This window comes from Candidatus Zixiibacteriota bacterium, assembly GCA_014728145.1.
Classification (GTDB): domain Bacteria; phylum Zixibacteria; class MSB-5A5; order JAABVY01; family JAABVY01; genus WJMC01.
Genome location: WJMC01000254.1, coordinates 1 through 20,320, shown reverse-complemented (window position 1 = coordinate 20,320; position 20,320 = coordinate 1). Strand labels below are relative to the sequence as shown.

General features: G+C 50.1%; 18 protein-coding genes. 16 read left to right on the top strand and 2 right to left on the bottom strand.

Annotated features, from left to right (window positions below; translation table 11 throughout):
• The first annotated feature begins 189 nt into the window (after positions 1–189).
• Together GF404_13945 and GF404_13940 are read left to right on the top strand one after the other, a co-directional pair.
• On the top strand, positions 190–1,578 hold the full coding sequence (locus tag GF404_13945; protein MBD3383277.1) for a hypothetical protein: 1,389 nt from the start codon (positions 190–192) through the stop codon (positions 1,576–1,578).
• Between the two features lie 101 nt (positions 1,579–1,679).
• Positions 1,680–2,108 carry a hypothetical protein gene (locus tag GF404_13940; GenBank protein ID MBD3383276.1) on the top strand — a complete coding sequence of 143 codons (429 nt, stop codon included), beginning with the start codon at positions 1,680–1,682 and terminating at the stop codon, positions 2,106–2,108.
• Positions 2,109–2,125: 17 nt separating this feature from the next.
• On the opposite strand, the gene GF404_13935 is transcribed toward GF404_13940, so the two are convergent.
• Positions 2,126–3,448 (bottom strand): DUF21 domain-containing protein, encoded by a 1,323-nt coding sequence (locus GF404_13935; protein MBD3383275.1) that lies wholly within the window; start codon positions 3,446–3,448, stop codon positions 2,126–2,128.
• A gap of 53 nt (positions 3,449–3,501) precedes the next feature.
• Entirely contained in the window at positions 3,502–4,356 is an 855-nt protein-coding gene (htpX, locus tag GF404_13930; protein ID MBD3383274.1) for a zinc metalloprotease HtpX, read from the bottom strand.
• Between the two features lie 307 nt (positions 4,357–4,663).
• Between htpX and GF404_13925 the strand changes: the two genes are divergently transcribed.
• From GF404_13925 to GF404_13860, 14 genes are all read left to right on the top strand, one after another.
• Positions 4,664–5,194, top strand: coding sequence for a hypothetical protein (locus GF404_13925; protein ID MBD3383273.1), 531 nt, complete (start codon positions 4,664–4,666; stop codon positions 5,192–5,194).
• A 16-nt stretch (positions 5,195–5,210) separates the two neighbouring features.
• Positions 5,211–5,393 carry a 50S ribosomal protein L32 gene (gene rpmF / locus GF404_13920; GenBank protein MBD3383272.1) on the top strand — a complete coding sequence of 61 codons (183 nt, stop codon included), beginning with the start codon at positions 5,211–5,213 and terminating at the stop codon, positions 5,391–5,393.
• 42 nt (positions 5,394–5,435) lie between these two features.
• Complete coding sequence (plsX, locus tag GF404_13915; GenBank protein ID MBD3383271.1) at positions 5,436–6,464, top strand: phosphate acyltransferase PlsX; 1,029 nt, start codon at positions 5,436–5,438, stop codon at positions 6,462–6,464.
• Complete coding sequence (gene fabH, locus GF404_13910) at positions 6,461–7,456, top strand: beta-ketoacyl-ACP synthase III (GenBank protein MBD3383270.1); 996 nt, start codon at positions 6,461–6,463, stop codon at positions 7,454–7,456. Before plsX ends, fabH begins: the two co-directional genes overlap by 4 nt.
• A gap of 160 nt (positions 7,457–7,616) precedes the next feature.
• Entirely contained in the window at positions 7,617–8,567 is a 951-nt protein-coding gene (gene fabD, locus GF404_13905; protein MBD3383269.1) for an ACP S-malonyltransferase, read from the top strand.
• Positions 8,564–9,301, top strand: a complete 738-nt coding sequence (gene fabG, locus GF404_13900; GenBank protein MBD3383268.1) for a 3-oxoacyl-[acyl-carrier-protein] reductase — start codon at positions 8,564–8,566, stop codon at positions 9,299–9,301. Before fabD ends, fabG begins: the two co-directional genes overlap by 4 nt.
• Before the next feature lie 35 nt (positions 9,302–9,336).
• The gene (acpP, locus tag GF404_13895) at positions 9,337–9,573 is read left to right on the top strand and encodes an acyl carrier protein (GenBank protein MBD3383267.1); all 237 of its coding nucleotides are present in this window, start codon (positions 9,337–9,339) and stop codon (positions 9,571–9,573) included.
• Between the two features lie 2 nt (positions 9,574–9,575).
• Positions 9,576–10,817, top strand: coding sequence for a beta-ketoacyl-ACP synthase II (fabF, locus tag GF404_13890; protein MBD3383266.1), 1,242 nt, complete (start codon positions 9,576–9,578; stop codon positions 10,815–10,817).
• 15 nt (positions 10,818–10,832) lie between these two features.
• Positions 10,833–11,621: a ribonuclease III gene (gene rnc / locus GF404_13885; GenBank protein ID MBD3383265.1), complete on the top strand. Its 789-nt coding sequence runs from the start codon at positions 10,833–10,835 to the stop codon at positions 11,619–11,621.
• Positions 11,618–12,403 carry an electron transfer flavoprotein subunit beta gene (locus GF404_13880; protein ID MBD3383264.1) on the top strand — a complete coding sequence of 262 codons (786 nt, stop codon included), beginning with the start codon at positions 11,618–11,620 and terminating at the stop codon, positions 12,401–12,403. The genes rnc and GF404_13880 overlap by 4 nt, the downstream gene beginning before the upstream one ends.
• Before the next feature lie 267 nt (positions 12,404–12,670).
• The gene (locus GF404_13875) at positions 12,671–13,012 is read left to right on the top strand and encodes a hypothetical protein (GenBank protein MBD3383263.1); all 342 of its coding nucleotides are present in this window, start codon (positions 12,671–12,673) and stop codon (positions 13,010–13,012) included.
• A 13-nt stretch (positions 13,013–13,025) separates the two neighbouring features.
• Positions 13,026–15,971, top strand: a complete 2,946-nt coding sequence (locus GF404_13870; GenBank protein MBD3383262.1) for a tetratricopeptide repeat protein — start codon at positions 13,026–13,028, stop codon at positions 15,969–15,971.
• 252 nt (positions 15,972–16,223) lie between these two features.
• Entirely contained in the window at positions 16,224–16,982 is a 759-nt protein-coding gene (locus GF404_13865) for a hypothetical protein (protein ID MBD3383261.1), read from the top strand.
• Positions 16,983–17,240: 258 nt separating this feature from the next.
• Positions 17,241–20,320, top strand: a 3,080-nt coding sequence (locus GF404_13860; protein ID MBD3383260.1) for a TonB-dependent receptor, incomplete at its 3' end; no start/stop codon positions are given.

Below are 20,320 nucleotides of genomic sequence, written 5' to 3'. Positions count from 1 at the left end.
CTATGAAACAATTTTCGATGATTATACTTTGATGTTCGATGAGATCGACAAGTATATGGCAGTGACCGCTGAAGATGTGATGGAAGTTGCCAAGAAGTATTTCGATGAAAGAAAACGAACTGTGGTTACGCTCGTGCCGGAATCATCGGCCGGTGCAATGGAAATCGGGTTTTAAACAGAGGTGAAATAATGAGTAAGAGACTGTATACACTATATATCGGGATTGCACTTTTGTGCGTGGCCTTTATTCCTGCCAGCGCGGTGGAAATCGAGATGCCCGAAATCGAAAAGACCTCCCTGGATAATGGTCTGGATGTCTACGTTATCGAACAGCACGAGACTCCTGTGGTGACAATGAAGCTGGTCATCCCGGGTGGCTCAATCTATGAAAACGATGAAACTGCCGGGCTGGCTAACCTGATGTCAGGTCTTCTTCGCAAAGGCACCACCAGCCGGACTGCCAACGAGATTTCCGAGGAAATCGATTTCGTCGGCGGAAGGCTCGGAGCCAGCGCTGATAAGGATGCCTTCTATGTCAGCTCGACCGTTTTGAGCAAACATCTCGAGATCGCGTTCGACCTGATGTCAGATATCAGTATCAACCCGGTCTTCGATGATGAAGAAGTTGAGCGTCTGAGAAACCAGATCGTGGGCGCGATCGAGCAGTCGAAGAACGATCCGACCACGATCCGCGATCAGCAGTTCGCACATTACCTGTACGGTGATCATCCCTATGGCCTGCCGTTTATCGGCAACTCCGAGACGATGCTGATGCTGACCTCTGATGATATCAAGGAATATTACCATAAGTACTTCATCCCCAATGACGGGTTCCTTCTGGTGGTTGGCGATGTTGAACCGAAGGATATTTTTAATAAAGCCAAAGAGTATTTCGGCAAGTGGAAAGCCGGCACTCCGGTCACTGTCGATCTGCCTTCGATGCCCGCGATAAACGGCTACGAGATCTACCTGATCGACAAACCGGACGCCACCCAGTCTTATATCTCAATCGGACATCGCGGTATCGATCGCTTTAATCCGGATGCTTTCAGCCTGAGGGTCATGAATTACATCCTGGGTGGCGGGGGGTTTGCCTCCCGTCTCACAAAAGAGGTTCGTGGCGAAGGCGGTCTGACCTATGGAATCGGTTCTTCATTCGATTACAACAGGTATCCCGGCGCTTTCAAGGTGACTACTTTCACTAAAAACGAATCGACCGCAGAAGCGATTGACCTTATTTTTGCTGAGTTGGAGAAGATCAGAGATTCCCGGATAACTGAGGAAGAGCTTGACAATACGCAGTCTTTCTACACCGGTTATATCCCGCTTCAGTTCGAGACACCTGCCAATATCGCCAATTACATCGAGACGATTTTGCTGTATGAACTGGGTGAGGATTATTACAATCGTTACCTGCAGGGAATCGAGAGCACAACCCGCGAGGATGTGCAGGAGGTCGCTCAAAACTACATCGATCCCGACAATATGCTGATCGTTGTGGTTGGCAAAAGGGAGGATGTCGAACCGCAGTTGCAGAAATACGGTGATGTGACCGTGATCGATATGATTGAACTCTAATATCATTAGATACTCATGCAGGCCTTCCATATATTGTGGGAGGCCTTTTTTATAGTCAGAATCATGTTGCGAAATCTCGTCTGATAGCATTATTTGTTTACATGAACTCCGATCAGATTGCTGTCAATATCCTGATGTGCACAATCAGGTATCGCCGTAAACAGGTGATCGAAATCTTCGGAAGCGAATTCGAAACGGTGCTATTTCATACCCTGGCGGAGCTTTCGAAAAATCATACCGACAAAGAATACCTGCTTTACCATTTGATCGAATCAGTTAAGGGAAAATTACCCGCAGAAGAAGGGCGCTACGAAGTGAATACTGAGGTCAGCCTGAGTGAAGTCATATCGCATTTTAAATCCACACCACGTTTCCTGTCAGATGACCGTCTTTCGGTTTATGATGATTTAGAGCTGGAAGCTGTTCTTGAAGATTTCGTGACGATTGTGAAACGCAGGCTCGACCGCGACCCGGAACTAAAAGAGAAGGTTTCTGACCGGATCAGAGCCAAGCTTCGGTCCAGGCAATAACTATTTTTTAAATTGTGCTAATCACCGCCGGGTTTGTCGTCGGAACTAAACAGTTTTCGTGCCAGAACTTTATCAATTCGGTTGCCATCCAGCGCGAGCACCTGGAATTCGATCGAGTCAATTTTGATTCTCTGTCTCATAAGAGGCAGTTCTCCAAGCACAGTGAAGATCAAACCGCCAATCGTATCAGCCTGATCTTCGGGCAGATCCGACTGGAAACGTTCGTTGAAATCATCGACATCCATGCGCGCGTTGACCTCGACCAGGTTTGGCCGGAGACGTTTGAAGAGCGCCTCCTCTTCGTCGTACTCATCCTGGATTTCACCGACTATCTCCTCGATGATATCCTCGATCGTGATGATCCCGGCTGTGCCCCCGAACTCATCCAGAACGATCGCCATATGTACCTGCTTGCTCTGGAAATCCGCCAGCACTTCAGATACCTTTTTTGAGTCGGGTACGAAATAAGCCGGGCGGATCAAGTCCTGGAATGTAAACAGTTTGTTGTCCAGAAGCAGGTTGACGATATCACGTGAAAACAGTACCCCGATGATATGATCGAAATCCCCGCGGTAGACCGGGTAACGGGAGTATCCCTCAGAACGCACAAAAGCCATTATTTTCTCGATCGGATCTTCAATCGAAACTGCCGAGATATCCGTCCGGGGGGTCATACACTGCATCGCCGTCGTGTCGGAAAATTCGAAAACCGATTTGATCAGTGCCTGCTCCGCTCTGCTGAATTCACCCTCCTGCGTTGCCTCATCGATCATCTCGATAATTTTCTCTTCGGTTACGCCATCTTGGTTCTGCTCTCTGCGCGAACGTGCCAGGCGCGCTGTCAAATCTGTCATTGCTCCAAACAGGTACCTGAAAGGCGAGGTTATGCCAACCAGCAGGGCCATCATCGGAGAAGCCGTCAATGCCAGAGAAACTCCCGCATTTTCAGCGATTTTGCGGGGCAGAGTCTCGATCATGAGCAGGTTGACAGGGGCCGCGATAAAGATAAAAACCAGCAGGCTGGCAATCGAGCAGATCTGTTCCGGTACAGATCCGGCCATTCTCCTGATTAAAAGGTTTATGTCGTCGCAAAAGAAGAAACTTCCAAAGACCGCTATCGAGAGAAAAAATACGGTGTTGAGAATCTGGCCTGTCAGGCCCAGCTGTTCCTCATCGTCACCGAGCTTGAGAGCTTTTACGGCCCTCAAGTCACCCTGTTTTTGGCGATCTTCAAGTTCGCTTTTTCGCGCGAGCAGGATTGCGTTTTTGAAAGTTGAAATCAGGCTACTGAGGATAAGTAGAAATATAATTATCGCGAGGTGGTAGAAAAAATCACTCATCGTCGGCTACCACCTCCGAATATCGCAGGTTCGTTTTTCGAGGTTGCTCAGAATCAGATTCCACGAGCCATGCTCCGCAATTTGGCAACCCGTTTTTCCATCGGCGGATGAGTAGAGAATAAAGACATCAGGTCTTTACCGGAAAGCGGATTGACGATAAACATATGCGCGGTTGCCGGGTTGGCGCCCATGGGCTTGCGCTGTGCCGCGCGTTGCAGTTTCTCCAGGGCCGAGGCCAATGACAGGGGTTTATGCGAAAGCTCTGCACCACCTTTGTCGGCCATATACTCACGGGAACGGGAAATCGCGCTCTGGACCAGAATTGCGGCGATCGGGGCCAGGATGCTCATTGCCAGTAATCCGATGATGTTGCCTCCGCCACGGTTATCGCTGGAACCGCCGTAACCGCCGAAAAAGGCCGCCCAGCGTGCCATCATGGCCATCATTGAAATAGCTCCCGCAATAGTAGCCGCGATCGAACCAATCAGGATATCATAATGGCGAACATGTGACAGCTCATGCGCCATAACTCCCTCGAGCTCATCATCGTCGAGAATATCCAGAATCCCCTGGGTGGCGGCCACCGCGGCATGTTTGGGATTTCTGCCGGTAGCGAACGCGTTCGGGGAAGGTTTGGGTATGATATAAACCCGGGGCATCGGCAAACCCGCACGGGTGCTCAGGTCGCGGACAATCCTGACCAGTCGATGGTTAGAATCGGTATCGAGCTTCTGGGCGCGATACATGGCAAGGACGATCTTGTCTGAAAACCAGTACGAGCCAAAATTCATAACCAGGGCAAACACAAAGGCGATCATCATGCCGTTGCGACCGCCCAGCCATCCCCCGATTATCAGAAACAGGACTGTCAGTACAGTTAGAAATAAGACTGTCTTAACGCGGTTCATTCACGCTCCTCGATTAATGATAATACCCAATCAAACAGTGTCAACATTTAATTTCCAAACTATATACAGGCAACCGTGAAGAAAAGTTCCCGGATACCGCCTCAACCGGAATACATTCGGTAATGGGAACAAACCGACGGACACTCGGTTCAATCTGGTAAATGACTGCGCGGAATTCTGTTTTGGACGGATATTTCGGGCAAAAGCTAAAATCGGGGCGAAAACAAGGATAAAATCAGGATTCTCTTACCTTTGCTTAATATAAATCACTTGACAGTACTTAGGAAAATAGTAAAATATTAGGCTTATGGCTATGATTCTGGACTTAAAAAATCTGAAAGAGGGTGTAGCTCACAAACAATTCGAGTTGCCTGCGGATGAATTCGAACTCAATTACGAGGGAGTCACCATTGCCGGAAAGCTCGAATTAGAGGCGGATGTAAACCGCATCAAGGAACAGGTTGTTTTCAAGGGGCGTTTTTCTGTGCCGGTGCGCCTGGTTTGCGCCCGTTGTGCCGAAGAGTTTGACAGGGTTTTCTCGGACAAGCTCGTTTTCGTGCTGAATCTTGTTGATCAAGAAATTGCCGAATCTGATGAGTACGAGGATACTGATGATTACTATTACCTGCCAAATACGACGACCGAATTTGACCTGGCGCCACTGTTGCGCGAGGAGGTGATCCTGCAAACCGGGATGAAACCACTCTGCAGTGAAGACTGCGCTGGTATCTGTCCTAATTGCGGGGTAAATAAAAATGAGCACTCCTGCGAATGCGATGATGAAAAAATCGATCCACGCTGGATAAAGTTAAAAGAATTGACCAGAAAGCAAAACTGATCTTCAGGAGTTTATAATGGCATTACCGAAGAGAAGACATTCAAAGACCCGCGGTCGCAAACGCCGGACACACTGGAAACTGGATGTGCCCAGTATGACCGCCTGTGATAATTGTGGCGAAAAAAAACTGCCCCATCACATATGTCCGCACTGCGGCTATTACAATGGCCGTGAAATCATCAATCCTGCAACTGACTAAAGGGCATAATTGAAACGGAATTTAAAAATTGCAGTGGATGCGATGGGATCCGATCTGGGTCCCAAGGTGATCCTGCGGGGAGCCTTCGAGTACCTCCAGGACAATACCGAAAACGGCCTCAAGATCTATGTCATCGGGCGTCGGCAGGTTCTGGTAGAGGCCTGGGATTCACTTATTTTAAGTTACAAGAAGAAACGTCGCAAAATCCGTGAAGTTTCTATCGAGTTCGTGGACGCTCCCGACGTGGTCGAGATGGATGAACCGGTCAGCCGAGGGATGAAAAAGCGCAATTCCTCTCTGGCTGTGGCTCTCCAGATGCACAAGGAGGGTGAAGTTGACGCGGTCGTTTCGGCTGGTTCGACCGGGGTTTTTATGGCGCGCGGAGTGCTGACACTGGGCACTCTCGAAGGAGTCGCCCGACCGGCCATTGCTACCTCGTTTCCAACCGCAGGTGAACGGGACGCTTTCATGCTGGATGTCGGGGCCAATGTCAATACCCCGCCGGTCCAGCTGTTCCAGTTCGGCCAGATGGGTTCGATATACTGTTCCTATGTCAATCAGATCAAAAAGCCGCGTGTCGGCCTGCTTTCGATCGGCGAAGAAAAAATCAAGGGTAACACCTCTACTATTCAGGCATATAAATTCTTCGAAGAGTCGTCGCTGAATTTTATTGGCAATATAGAAGGCAATGATATCCTGCGCGGGACCGCTGACGTGATTGTCACTGACGGTTTTACCGGTAATGTGCTTCTGAAGTTCGGTGAATCTATCAAGCCATTTCTGTTCAGCAAAGTCAAGCGCCAGGTGTCGTCAAACCTGTTCTCACGGATCGGCGCGTTTTTGATGGCGCCCTTTCTGATGCGTATGAGAAATATGTTCGACTATTCTCACTACGGCGGAGCTCCCCTTTTGGGAGTCAATGGCGTGATGATTATATGTCATGGTTCTTCCTCTCCAAGGGCGATCAAAAACGCGATCAAGATGGCTTCACGCATGGTTAAAAAGTCGGTCAACGACCATATTCGCTCTAAATTGACCGAGTCAGCCGTTCTGGAGAAAGTTAAGCCTTGAGTGAACACATCAACGCGGTAATAACCGGAACCGGAAGCTATATCCCCGAAAAAAAAGTTTCCAATTTCGATTTCGAGAAGACACTCGATACTTCCGACGAATGGATCGTCAGCCGGACCGGTATCAGAAACAGGCACTACGCCGCAAAGGGTGAAACTACTGCGGATATGGCATACCAGGCCGCCAGCCGCGCGATTGAGGACTCCGGCTGCGACCCGGCTGAAATAGATATGATTGTTGTCGGTACAATCACTCCCGATTACAGCCTGCCATCCACCGCGACATTGATCCAGGCCAGACTCGGTGCTGTAAATTCGGCCGCATTCGATATTGCCGCCGCCTGCGCGGGTTTTATACACGCTCTCAATATCGGGCGAGCCATGATGATTGCCGATGAGTACGAAAGAATCCTGGTGGTCGGGGCAGAAAAGCTTACCCACCTGTTGGATTTCAGCGATCGCTCCACATGCGTGCTGTTTGGCGACGGTGCCGGGGCGGCCGTGATCGAGAAAAAATATGAAGCCAGCCACCGGGGAGTTTTAGGATCGTATCTGAATTCCGACGGCACCAAAAAAGAACTTCTATGGGTTCCTGTGGGGGGAGTGGCAGAACCTTTCACAAGTGATAATGTCAATGCCAGCGGTCGCTATATACATATGCAGGGAAACGAGATCTTTAAGCTGGCAGTGCGCGCCATGTGCGATGCCGCCCGGGTTGCGTTGCGCAAATCTAATCTGACGGTCAACCAGATTGACTGGCTGATTCCACACCAGGCAAACATACGTATTATCGACGGCGTCGCCAGGAGATTGAAAATTGAACGCGACAAAGTATATTACAATATCGAAAAAGTCGGCAACACTTCCGCCGCCTCGGTTCCCCTGGCTCTGGATGATGCCAGGCGCAAAGGACTTATTAAAGACAGCGATGTTGTCCTGATGGTCGCTTTCGGGGGCGGATTGACCTGGGGAGCGGCTCTGGTCAAATGGTGAGCCTGGACCGAGGTTAAGACATGATACGAGCCTGATTTTTGCGCCTGCATTGATCAAATTTCACGCTCGATAAAAAGCTGGATTTCAAATCGAGATTTAGATTTGGATTGACAAAGATGCCATTAATTGTTAAATAATTCGAAATTTGGGTGAGAAGAATATGAGAGAAACAGCTTTTCTATTTCCAGGACAGGCTTCACAGTATGTCGGCATGGGCAAGGACTTTTATGATTCCTCCCCGACCGTGAAGGAACTCTATCAACGCGCTTCGGACATCCTCGAATATGACCTGGCGGATGTGTCCTTTAACGGGCCGATGGAGAAATTAACCCAGACTGCCTATACCCAGCCGGCGATACTGGTTCATTCACTGGTGGTACTCGCCAAGATGGACGAGTTGCCGGAAAAGCCACGGTTTGTCGCCGGTCATTCACTGGGTGAGTTTTCCGCTTTGTACGCCGCCGGTGTGCTGTCTTTCGATGACGCGGTTTTGGCGGTCCGGGAGCGCAGTCGCCTGATGCAGAAAGCCTGCGATGCCAAAGACGGCACTATGGCCGCCCTGATCGGATGCGAGGGCGAAAATCTCGAAAAGCTTCTCGAGGAAGCATCGAAAGCTGGAATTATTCAACCTGCCAACTTCAATTCACCCGGACAGGTAGCTCTCTCAGGTGACCGTTCCGCGATAGAAAAAACAGTCGCGGTTGCCAAAGATTTCGGCGCCAAAAAAGCTCTGCCCCTGAAAGTAGGCGGCGCGTTTCATTCACCTTTGATGGAGCCGGCCGGTGAACCGCTCGCGGAAGTCCTCGCTGAGATCGAGTTCAAACCAGCGCGGATTGATGTAGTCACCAATGTCGAAGCCGAGCCGCAAAGCGATCCGGATAAACTGCGCGAGCTTCTCATAAAACAGATTACCTCTCCTGTTTTATGGCGTCAGTCACTCGAGAAGATGCACTCTGAAGGTGTTACCAGGTTTGTCGAAATAGGACCCGGCAAAGTTCTCTCGGGGCTGATCAAGCGAACCCTCAAAGGAGTTCAGATAGAAAATATCGATCATCTCGAGGATATGCAGAAGTTTTTGGATTCAGTTTCAGCGGGGGCGGATAAGCAATGATGCTCGACAAAAAGACAGCGGTAGTGACCGGTGCCGGTCGCGGGATCGGATTTGAAATTGCTAAGCGATTCATCAAGCAAGGTGCCCATCTCGTGCTTTCGGATATAAGTGAAGAACTATTAAGTAAGGCCAAGTCCGCATTGCAAAAACATGGGGAAGTTATCTCTGTGGTCTGCGATGTATCCGACCCGGAGCAGATATCTGAACTGATGAACAAGACTAAGGAGCATTTTGGTTCGGTCGATGTTCTGGTGAATAATGCCGGTGTCACCCGCGATACCCTGCTTATGCGTATGAAGGAGGAGGACTGGGATTTCGTCTTGAAAGTCAACCTCAAGGGTGCTTTTCTGGCCACTCAGTCGGCCGCCAGGATTATGCTCAAACAACGATCCGGACGAATTATAAATATTTCCTCAGTTGTCGGGCTCATGGGTAACGCCGGTCAGGCTAACTACTCTGCTTCCAAGGCAGGCTTGATAGGCTTGACCAAGTCATCGGCCAAAGAACTGGCTTCGAGGGGTGTGACTGTCAACGCGATTGCCCCAGGATACATCGAGACTGAGATGACTGAAAGTCTGCCGGAGGCGGCCCGGCAGGCGTTTCTGGATAATATACCGCTAAAACGTCCCGGGACACCCGAGGATATCGCGGATACCGCCCTGTTCCTGGCCTCAGATCTGGCTTCTTATATTACCGGCCAGGTCATCCAGGTCGACGGCGGATTGTTGATGTGATAATTATTGGAATGTAAAATAAACAGGAGGTTTTGATGTCAGTCGAGTCAAAAGTCAGGGAGATCATAGTAGAGCAGCTTGGAGTAAATCCCGAACAGGTCACTCCCGAGGCAAAATTTGTCGACGATCTGGGTGCCGATTCGCTCGATACAGTCGAGCTGGTGATGGCCCTGGAAGAGGAATTCGGGATGGAGATCCCGGATGAAGAAGCTGAGAAGCTGACTTCCGTCGGTGAAGCAACAGATTACATCCAAAACCATATTTCCGAGTGAACATGGAACCAAGACGCTGTGTAATAACCGGGCTGGGGATAGTTTCTCCCCTGGGAACAGGCGAGGAGAAGTTTTGGAACGGACTAAAAAGCGGCAAATCCGGGATAAGGCGGGTGACGCGCTTTGAAATCGAGGATTACACCTCAAAGGTCGCCGGGGAAGTACCGGACTTTGAAATCACCGATTACATGGAGAAAAAGGAAGCCCGTCGCACCGACCTGGTGCAACAATACTCGATCGGCTCGGCTGATCTGGCGTTGAAGGATGCGGCCCTCGATCTAAAGAAGGAGGACCCCGACAGGATCGGGTGTATCTATGCTTCCGGGATTGGCGGTATAATCACTTTCGAGGATCAGATCAGGACACTGATTGCCAAAGGACCCAGAAGGGTATCACCCTTCTTTATCCCAATGATGATCCCGGATATGACCTCCGGTATGATCGCGCTCAAGTACAACCTCAAGGGACCCAACTACGCCACTGTTTCAGCCTGCGCATCGTCCTCGAACTCGATCGCGGCCTCGCTTCATACGATCGAACGCGGTGATGCCGACGTGGTTGTGAGCGGAGGTGCAGAGGCGGCAATATCTCCCGCATCTTTCGCGGGTTTCTGTTCCGCCAAGGCTTTAAGCACACGCAACGATGAGCCGGAACGAGCCTCGCGACCGTTTGACAAAGACCGCGACGGTTTCGTGATAGCCGAGGGAAGTTGTACGGTGGTACTCGAATCACTGGAACATGCCCAAAATCGTGGAGCGAAAATATACGCTGAAGTGATCGGGGCGGGTCTTTCCTGCGATGCTCATCATATCACCGCCCCCTCACCGGGAGGTGAAGGAGCCGCGCGGGCCATGAAGGCGGCTATCAGGTCAGCTCGTTTACAACCGGAGGATATAAATTACATCAACACTCATGGTACCTCGACCGGTTTGGGTGATATCGCCGAAACACTGGCGATCAAGACTGTCTTTGGAGATAGAGCCGGTAAGATTCCGGCCAACTCGACTAAATCGATGGTAGGTCACCTTCTGGGCGGAGCCGGCGCGATAGAGGTCGCGGCTGTCTGTTTGCAGATGAAAAACAACTACCTGCATCCGACAGTGAACCTGGACAATCCCGATCCGGAGTGCGACCTCGACTACGTAGCCAACGAGGGCCGTGATTACAATATCGATATAGCCGTCTCGAACTCATTCGGTTTCGGCGGTCACAATGTCAGTCTGGTCCTGAAGCGTTTCGAATAAACTTTACAAGGGAGGTTGAGCTTGAACTTTTTCGGCTTAGGTTCGAAAGTACCCTCCCACTTTTACAATCGCAAGACATTCAGAAGAATTCAGAAGAAGCTCGGGCATCGCTTTAAACAGCTCGAGCTTTTGGCTGAAGCTTTATCTCATCGTTCTTACACTCAGACCGAACCACGGGCACCTTTTCCATCCTACGAACGGCTTGAATTTCTGGGCGACTCGGTCTTGGGGATGATCATCGCCGAGGAACTCTTCAAGCGCTTCGAACCGATGGAAGAGGGTGAGCTGACCACTACCAAGGCGCATCTTGTCAACGTTCATACCCTGGCCAGGATCTCGCGTGAGATAGAGCTCAACAGGTATGTCAGGCTCTCCCGCGAGGAGGAACTGGCCGGTGGACGGGAACGCAACTCGATTATCGCCGATTGTCTCGAGGCTATTATCGGCGCGATCTATCTCGACGGCGGTATCCGCTCTGTACGCAGGTTTATTTCATCTCATTTCCTGGCCCATATGGAGGAAATTTTGAATGACCAGTCATTGCGCAATTACAAGGGTGAGCTTCTGGAACGGACACAGGCTGACGCGGCCATCTCGCCCCGTTATGAAATTCTCAAAACCGAGGGTCCCGATCACCGCAAGAAGTTTACCGTGGGTGTATATATCAATGGCCAGCGTCTGGGCACCGGTTCGGGGATGTCAAAAAAAGAAGCCGAGCAACATGCCGCTCGAAAAGGCTTGCGTAAACTCGAAAAATTAGTTAACGAACAGAAAGACTTCTATGATAGACTGGAGGAAATGTGAATACAATAGTGATTGTCAAGCAGGTTCCGGAAATAGCCCTGGTCAATGTCGATCAGGATAAAGGTGAAGTTGTACTTCCTAAAGGACCCGGAGTTATTAATCCGTTCGATTCTTATGCTATCGAAGAAGCTCTCAAGATCAAGGAACAGCATGGCGGTACTGTTACGGCTGTTTCGGTCGGTGGCAAAGAGAGCGAAGTCGCCCTGCGCGAGGCACTCTCACTCGGTGTCGACAAGGCTGTGCTGGTTTCTGATCCGACCTTTGAGGGATCTGACAACCAGGCTGTCGGGGCGATCCTGGCGGCCGCGATCAATAAGATCGGCGAATTCGATCTGGTCCTGGGCGGTAAGCAGGCGATCGACAGCGATGATGCCATGGTCCCGGCCGCGCTGGCAGGCAGACTCGGGATTGCTCAGGCGATGTTCGTACGCAAGATCAGTGAAATCGGTGATTCAGCGATTACGCTCGAACGGACGACCGAGGATGGTCACGACGTGGTCGAGTTGACCTTGCCGGCTGTGGTTTCGGTTGTCAAGGAAATCAATGAACCCCGCCTGCCATCATTAAAAGGCAAAATGAAGGCCAAGAAAGCCACGATTGAAAACCTCAGCGCGGCTGATATAGGTCTCGACCAGGCCAAGGTCGGCGAAAAGTCGAGTTCCAATTTTGACAAAGCGGAAAATCCCCCGCCTCGACCAGCTGGAGAAATCATCGAAGGTGAAACCCCCGAGGAACTCGCCGACAAACTCTTCGCGAAACTGCGAGAAAACCAGGTTATCTGATAAAAATGCCGGGATCTAAACAAATCCCGGCACTTTTTTTTGTGGTGTGTGTTATAACCTATGAAACCCAGCGCAGAAACTGCGCCTATGCCGTTCTCAGCACAACACATATATTCTTTTGTGGGGCAAGCTGTTGTGCGACAGAATCAAAAAGTACTTGACAATACATATAAAATACATTTTTTGAAAGTGGGAAGGTGTATCCCGTTATTCCGACCCTCTTTAACTTGACTAAGTTTTTCGTAAATCTTTTACGGAGGTAGATAAATGAAACGTGCAAGGTTAGGCGGCCTTGTTCTGCTTGCTCTTGTCTTTTGCCTCTTGATGTCCACGGAGGGGTTTGCCCTCGACCATCCCTGGGATGACAACAAGTTTGTCGACACCAGTCATCAGTCCCTGAATGGTAATTCCGGCACCAAGAATGGCAGTGGTGATGAGGATGATGTCGACGATGGCGGCAGTTTCTGGGATTGGTTCCTCAGGCTGTTCCGCGATCCGGTCGGTGACAAGCCTCAGGAGCGACCTGAAAGCAGAACTTATGAGAAGGCTGAGAAGTCAACAGACGCAGGCAAGAAATCGTTTGGTCTGTACAAGCAATTAAATCTTTAACTGAACGAGTATCATGAAATCTGACCTCTCGAACAAGCATAAGGTTGACCTGGATAGACTGGCACAAGTCGAATCTTTGATTTACCAGGGCAAGCTGGAAAGGGCAAAGGAGCTGTTTGGCTCTATCCGGGCGGGTCATACGCATCCGACGGCTCAGATTCGTGCCGAATTGGATTATTATGAGGCACTGGTTCTGGCGGCTGAGCTCGCATATGACGAAGCGCTCAGTAAGGCTCAGGCTTCGTTCGATTATTACCGATCCTCATCCGACAATAAGAAAATCGGCAATCTCCAGCAATTGATCGCAAAGATCTTTATCAGTATGGGTAATGTCGAACAGGCCGAACAATTTACCCGTGACAGCCTGGCTACCTGGCGAAGGATTCGAGATAAGTGCGGTATTTTCTATTGTTACAACCGGCTCGCTCATATCAAGTTTATCCAGGGCGATTATGTGGAGTCGGCCAGGTATCTCGAAAATACCATCGACAGCTTCAAGGCGACCGCCAAAGATGATCTCCAGGCCGAAATCAGCGTTTATCGCTATTACGGTAACCTCGCACGTGTTTATATACTCTCGGGCGATCTCGATCGGGCCGAAGATATCCTGCGCGACTGTATCGCCCACAATCGTCGTCACGAAGTGGTCTCTTCACTGATCAGAAACCTCCTATCACTGGGATATATTGGTATCCGTAAGCGTGATCGCAAGCTCTGCCAGGATTGCTTCGCGGAAGTCAAGAACCTGCTGGAAGTAAACGTTCTCAAGCGTGAGGAAGGTATTCTGTATGAGTACCTGGGTGATTATCACGCTGAGTTCAATGAGTTCGATCAGGCCCTTAAGAACTACGACATGGCGATTCGCATGGCCGAGAAGAGCACTGCCTACAACACTCTTCGTTCACAGACACTCAGGCGTCGGGCGGAAGTTTACCTGGTCTTGAAGAATTACAAAAAGGCTTACCAGGACGCCAGCCTGGGGCTCGAAATCGCGCGCAATATCGGCGAAACAGTTGAGGAAGCGGGATGCCTCAAGGTCCTGGCCCTGGTTTCCCTCAATCATGATCTGAAAGACGACGAAGAGGATTACTTCTCCCGGGCTGAAGCATTTTTGCAAAAAGTTTCTGACAAGTACGAAGTCGCACGAACCCACCTGGCATTTGCAGGGATCGAGGTCTCTTCAAAAGACGACAGCCGGTTGAGATGGTGTCAGCGTCATCTTAATGAGGCACGCCGAATTTTCGATGAAATCGGCAACTCATATTACCGCGCCGTGGCCGATTTGGTGTCAGCCGACCTGTCTTGTCGGGCCGGTGATTTCGATCGCGCCTTTGAAGTGGTCACGCGGGCCGGTCGCTACTTCGAAAAATCGGGCTATGAAGACGACCTGGCGGGTGTGCACGGTCTCCGCAGGAGAATTGAAAAGGCGATGATCGATCATGCCGTCAGCGAAGAAAACGAATACAACCTGGTGCGTAAGATTCTCGATCCTTCCGAATATCAAACTCTCAGGAAAGCTGATTTGATCGAGAACCTGCGCTTTCTATCGAAGCGGGTCGATGCCGATCGCGCACTGGTCGGAATATATGACCTCGACAGCCGTGATTTCAGGATGCTGGCCGGGCATGAGTTCGACTCCGAGCTTCTGCCGCAGTTGACCGATATCATGAGATATGCCGGTATCGACGATGGTCGCTTCCGTCCATTTTATATTACACTGCCGTATTCATCTTCCAACGGCAGTTCAGCTCTGTTTGAGTCATACAGCGATGTCTCCAGCATGATCCTGATCCCGATCGATCTGGGTGCCCGCAAGTCGGCCGTAATCTATCTGCAGAAGGATTACGATGACGATAAAAAAGGCGATTATTTTGGAAAGACCGAATTGAATATCTCCCTGGCTTTTGCCGATCTTCTGGCATTCCGGGCTATCGAAAGCGAAAAGAGTTCTCTCGAGGAAGACAATCTCAGGCTTCGTTCGCAACTCGAAAACAGTTGCGCCTTTCCCAATATAGTCACCGGTAGTCAGACCATGCTGAAGATGCTGGAACGTGTGATCCAGGTCAAGGATTCGCCCATCTCGGTCTGTATTCAAGGCGAAACCGGGTCCGGTAAGGATCTTCTGGCCAAGACGATTCATTACAATTCGGTCCGCAGGGACAAGCGTTTCATCTCCGTCAATTGCGCGGCTTTGCCGGAGACCCTTCTGGAAAGCGAACTGTTCGGTTATAAAAAAGGCGCATTCACAGGTGCCGACCGCGACCGTGCCGGCTTGTTTGAAGAAGCTCACGGTGGAACGTTTTTCCTCGATGAGATCGGGGAGATGCCGATGGCGCTTCAGGCCAAGCTGTTGCGGGTGATCGAAGACCAGGAAGTTGTCCGGTTGGGTGACACACGCGGTCGCAAGGTCGATGTGCGTATCCTTTCTGCAACCAACCGCGATCTCAAGGAGATGATGAAAGAAAAGCATTTCCGCCAGGATTTGTATTACCGGCTTTCGGCGATGACCATCCGGATTCCGCCTTTGCGTGAGAGGCGAGATGATATCCCGCTTCTGATAGATCATTTTCTCAAAAAGTCCGGTTCGAAAGTCAGGATATCTTCTGATGTTCGCCAGGCTTTCATCAATTTCTCATGGCCGGGCAATGTCCGTGAACTCGACAACGAGATCAAGAAGCTGGTACTGCTGGCTGGTGATTCGAAGGTAATCACAAAAGAGCTCCTGTCGCGCAAGTTTTTCAAGCAGGGATCCTCTAAAAAAAGTGTCGACCTGCCTGAAATCGAACAATTCGAATCCGATTTCACGCTCTATGATTACATCGCCCTGTTCGAAAAGAAATATATCACCGAAGCCCTGCGTAAAAACCGCTGGGTCAAAAAACATGCGGCCAATATGCTGGGTATTCCGGAATCTACTCTGAGGTTGAAAATCAAGGACTACCAGATTCAAAAAGATTAAAACAGCATTAGATTTCATTGAGCCCGTCGCAATACCTGCGTCGGGCTTTTTTTGTTGCAAGAGTTGAGCTTATAACTGCGAATGAAAACAATCCCGCTTTGGTCGCAGTTTTTGCGATAAGGACTTTTGTGAAAAAACTTCAATGATTCTTGCGGTTTCCTCTAAGTTGTTGTAAATTCAGTTCTTAAAAGATGCGTTCTGTGGCTGGGATTTGGCACGGTTTTTGAAAATATATATTAAACGAATATAATCGTGAAGCGTAATATCTGTGGCGAGTTGATAACTTTTCGGCGGAGCGCGGTGGACAATATGCAACTCGACCGTAACCTGCTGAAGATTGTGGGCTCAGGCGAAAACAATTCGTACTGGCGTATATACAGTTGGGAGCCTCCCGCGATTTCGCTCGGCAAGAATCAAACGCCTGCAAAAGTTCTCTGCCTCGACACGGTCGAGCGCGATGGAATTGACTTCGTGATGAGGCCTACCGGTGGCAGGGCCATATTCCATAAAGGTGATATCTGTATTTCATGCGCGGCACCGCTTGAAAGCGGTCAGTCGGGAACTGCAGGTTCTCTGCAGATTTACGAAGATTTCGCGGACCTGCTGGTCGGGTTCTTTGACAACTTGAATATAAAAGTAAATTTAGCAAGGGGAACGAGGCTGGCGCCTTCTCTGCGTTCGGGGATCGGCAAGCTTCCCTGCTTTCTGAGTGCGACTCCCTATGAGCTCGTAGCCGATGGCAAAAAGATTGCCGGTATCGCAATGTTCGTGGGGCGCGACAGATACCTGGTGCAGTCATCTCTGCGCGTGCAACCAGCAGATCTCGATGACTTTCGCTACTTTTTGGGATTGCGCAGTTCACATGAACTTCTCGATAGCCTGACCTCGGTTGTAGAGATGACCGGCAGTCTGCCATCTGAAGACCAGATGCAGGACGCTTTTGAGACCGCCCTGAAGTCGAGAAAGTGTGACCGGATCAGGCAAATTGAAGCGCCTCTTCTGGAGGAATAAAAAGGTCGCCGGGTCAAACAGAAATCTCGTTCTCAAGTATATATTATTAGGTAGTTTAAATGCTTAAAAAGCCCTTGACAAGCGGGCTCTCATGTGCCTTAATTACGTACTTTAATGTGGCAGGACAGCTATGCTCAAATGCCCGTGCAATGGACTTTTAGGATGGCATTGAATCAGTTTACCTTCGTTTACGCGAATAGTAATAATTTGTTTCACAATCAGGGTATTAATAACACTTTTTATACAGGAGGTTAGCAAATGATGGTTGCCAAAAGGTTTTCCTGGATTTTGGTGGCACTGACTATTTTAATTTTGCTTCCTGCTGTCGCCCAGGCGGGTTTGACAGGGAAGATAACAGGTAAAATTGTGGATAAGAAAACCGGTGAGGGGATGCCCGGTGTTTCGGTGGTCCTCAAAGGCACCAAGATCGGGGCTATGACCAAGCCGGATGGTTCCTTCATTATCCTCAACATTCCGCCCAAGACCTATGATGTCGTTGTGCGATTGATCGGTTACAAAAACGTGACCATCAAAGATGTTGTGGTATTGACGGATAAAACTTTCAGGCTGGGCACGATCGAGATGGAGGAAACTGTTCTGGAAGAAGAAGAGCAGGTTATTACAGCCAAGCGTGATGAGATCCGTCTCGGCGAGGTCCAGAATATCCGCAGTGTGACTTCGGAAGAAATCAAGCAGATGCCTGTCGATAACGTCGACCAGATCCTGACCACACAGGTAGGTGTGGTCAACCGCAACGGTGAAATCCATATCCGCGGAGGTCGCGCCGGTGAGGTTTCATACATCGTTGACGGTGTGGAGACACGCGACCCTCTCGGCGGACAGGGCGCTACCGATGTCGGTATCAACCTGACCTCCAACGCTCTGGAAGAGGTGCAGGTCATCAAGGCCGGTTTCGATGCCGAGTACGGCAGTGTGATGACCGGTGTGGTCCGAGTTGCAACCCGTGAGGGCAGTGTACAGCTGACAAGCGGAAGGTTCGAGTACTGGACCGATAATTTCCGCGCACCCGAGTTGAATACTTACTCGTTTGACTATGATAGAGTTGCCTTCAACCTGAGTGGCCCGGAACCGTTGTTCTCGCAGAGAGTGTTGCCGGCATTGGGACTTGACTTTTTGGAAGACAAGCTGGCTTATTTTATCAACCTTGACGTCACCAAGAATACAGGGTACCTGGACTTCAATGAGTACGCTCCCAACCTGCATCGACGTGACTACCAGACACGTGAATTTCTGGGTATCACTTTCAATGACCGCCAGTACAACACTTTCAATTTCCAGACTAAATTGTCGTACAATCCCACCCCCGGTATCAGGATGATTTTGAACTATACCGGCCAGTGGGAATACTACAATCATTACACCCGTGCTTCATGGGACTACCGTTATGTTCCCTTCAATGAAGCATACACCGAAGAAGAATCGCATCTGATGAGCTTCACTTTCAACCATCAGATCGACCAGTCGACATTCTACGAAGTAATTCTTTCCCGTTATGAGAAGACCTACTTCACGCTTCCCGACAGCAGATTGGCGCCGGGGCGGGGCATGTATCCGGATGATTACCTGCTCTACACCGATTGGGAGTATTACATTGACTACGACAACAACGGCCGTTACGACGCTCCCGAGCCGTTTATCAATGTCGCCGGCGACACGGTATTCCTGCTTCCCAACGGAGGTCCTCAGTATACCCAGGGCGATGCTATGGGTGGAACCTTCTACGAAGACCTCGGGCTCCTGTACTGGAATGCCGCGGATTTTTGGGGTTCGCAGGGCGGTTACGATACCACCTACTGGGATTGGGACGGCGATGGTATTATCGATAATGCTGACGGTGAACCGTTTGTCGATCTCGATGGTGACGGCCAGTGGGATGCCGGCGATTTTCTGTATTGGGACACCAACAACAATGGGCGCTATGATGCCGATCGAGGTTTTGCGGTCAATGTCGACAACCCGGAACCGTATACCGACGGCGATATCAATCTTGGCGAGCCGTTTATCGATGTAAATAACAATGGTATATATGATCGTGGAATCGACAAATTTATTCCGTCGTCCGATGCGTCGCTCAATATGGATAAGAATCGTAACGCCCGCTATGACGGACCCAATTCACCCTGGACTCCGGGTGTGCCATACAAGGATCTAAATGGCAACGGTCTTTACGATGCTCCCAATGGCCGCTACGAATTCGGTGAACCGTATGTCGACTTGAACCATAATGGCAAATGGGATCCGGCAGACGGCTTTTTCGACACTGGCTACGACCAGTGGGCGGTTTATCACAATCGACGAAGTGTGATCAACACACTCGATTTTAAACTGACCAAACAGCTGATCCCGGAACTGGAAAACAAGTCCGGTTTCCAGATCAAGTACAACGAACTGCATATGGCCGACCTCCAGTATCCGTACCGCCCCTACGATGGTGATCCGGACGGCGGTCCCTATCCGGAACGCGGTATTTTCCGTGATTTCTACAGCCGTTTCCCATACCAGGGCGCGTTGTTCACTCAGTTCAAGCTCGAGTTCGGTTCACTGATCGCGCGTCTCGGTGTTCGTGCTGACTTCTTCATCCAGTCGGACAATGCAGATCAGCAGATCGAGGAAGATATCGTTTCGGTCGCTCTCCAGGATGACCGGACCAAGATTTCACCTCGAATCGGTATCAGTTATCCGATTACCGAGAAAGCCAAGGTTTATTTTAACTACGGTCATTTCTATCAGCTTCCGGAGTATCAGTATATGTATCGCCGGGCCACGCAGGCTTCGAGCGCGGCCGGTATCGTCGGAAACGCTAACTTGGACTTCAAACAGAACATCATGTATGAGTTCGGTGTGAAGTATACGCTTTCCAACGACTACATTCTCGATATCGCAGGCTTCTACAACGACCTGTTCGGTCTGGTCAACTCCGAAGTAGTGAATTACGGTCCGTATTCAAGATCGGAATACGAGAACTCCGACTATGCTCGCACACGAGGCATGGAGATCGAGTTGAAAAAGCAGATGGGTAACTATGTCGGCGGTGATATCGCTTACACTTATCAATTCGCCTACGGCAAGAGCTCATCGCAGTCATCGAACTATTTCGATAATTTCTACCAGAATGATATACCGATTCGCGAGTTCCCGCTTAACTGGGACGCTACCCATCAGATGAAATTCTCTCTCCAGCTGGGTGTGTCGAAAACCGATAAGCCGGAACTGTTTGGTTTCAGGATTCCGAACTGGTGGACCCTGTCGGTTATCTGGGCCTACCAGACCGGTTATCCGTTCACTCCTTCGAGGTCCTTCCCGGGACTGAAGGTGAT

What these genes read in the sequence shown, in the direction of transcription:
- GF404_13945 (MBD3383277.1), top strand. Translation starts at nt 190, where the DNA reads ATGAGTAAGAGACTGTATACACTATATATCGGGATTGCACTTTTGTGC.
- GF404_13940 (MBD3383276.1), top strand. Translation starts at nt 1,680, where the DNA reads ATGAACTCCGATCAGATTGCTGTCAATATCCTGATGTGCACAATCAGG.
- GF404_13935 (MBD3383275.1), bottom strand. Translation starts at nt 3,448, where the DNA reads ATGAGTGATTTTTTCTACCACCTCGCGATAATTATATTTCTACTTATC.
- htpX (MBD3383274.1), bottom strand. Translation starts at nt 4,356, where the DNA reads ATGAACCGCGTTAAGACAGTCTTATTTCTAACTGTACTGACAGTCCTG.
- GF404_13925 (MBD3383273.1), top strand. Translation starts at nt 4,664, where the DNA reads ATGGCTATGATTCTGGACTTAAAAAATCTGAAAGAGGGTGTAGCTCAC.
- rpmF (MBD3383272.1), top strand. Translation starts at nt 5,211, where the DNA reads ATGGCATTACCGAAGAGAAGACATTCAAAGACCCGCGGTCGCAAACGC.
- plsX (MBD3383271.1), top strand. Translation starts at nt 5,436, where the DNA reads ATGGGATCCGATCTGGGTCCCAAGGTGATCCTGCGGGGAGCCTTCGAG.
- fabD (MBD3383269.1), top strand. Translation starts at nt 7,617, where the DNA reads ATGAGAGAAACAGCTTTTCTATTTCCAGGACAGGCTTCACAGTATGTC.
- fabG (MBD3383268.1), top strand. Translation starts at nt 8,564, where the DNA reads ATGATGCTCGACAAAAAGACAGCGGTAGTGACCGGTGCCGGTCGCGGG.
- acpP (MBD3383267.1), top strand. Translation starts at nt 9,337, where the DNA reads ATGTCAGTCGAGTCAAAAGTCAGGGAGATCATAGTAGAGCAGCTTGGA.
- fabF (MBD3383266.1), top strand. Translation starts at nt 9,576, where the DNA reads ATGGAACCAAGACGCTGTGTAATAACCGGGCTGGGGATAGTTTCTCCC.
- GF404_13875 (MBD3383263.1), top strand. Translation starts at nt 12,671, where the DNA reads ATGAAACGTGCAAGGTTAGGCGGCCTTGTTCTGCTTGCTCTTGTCTTT.
- GF404_13870 (MBD3383262.1), top strand. Translation starts at nt 13,026, where the DNA reads ATGAAATCTGACCTCTCGAACAAGCATAAGGTTGACCTGGATAGACTG.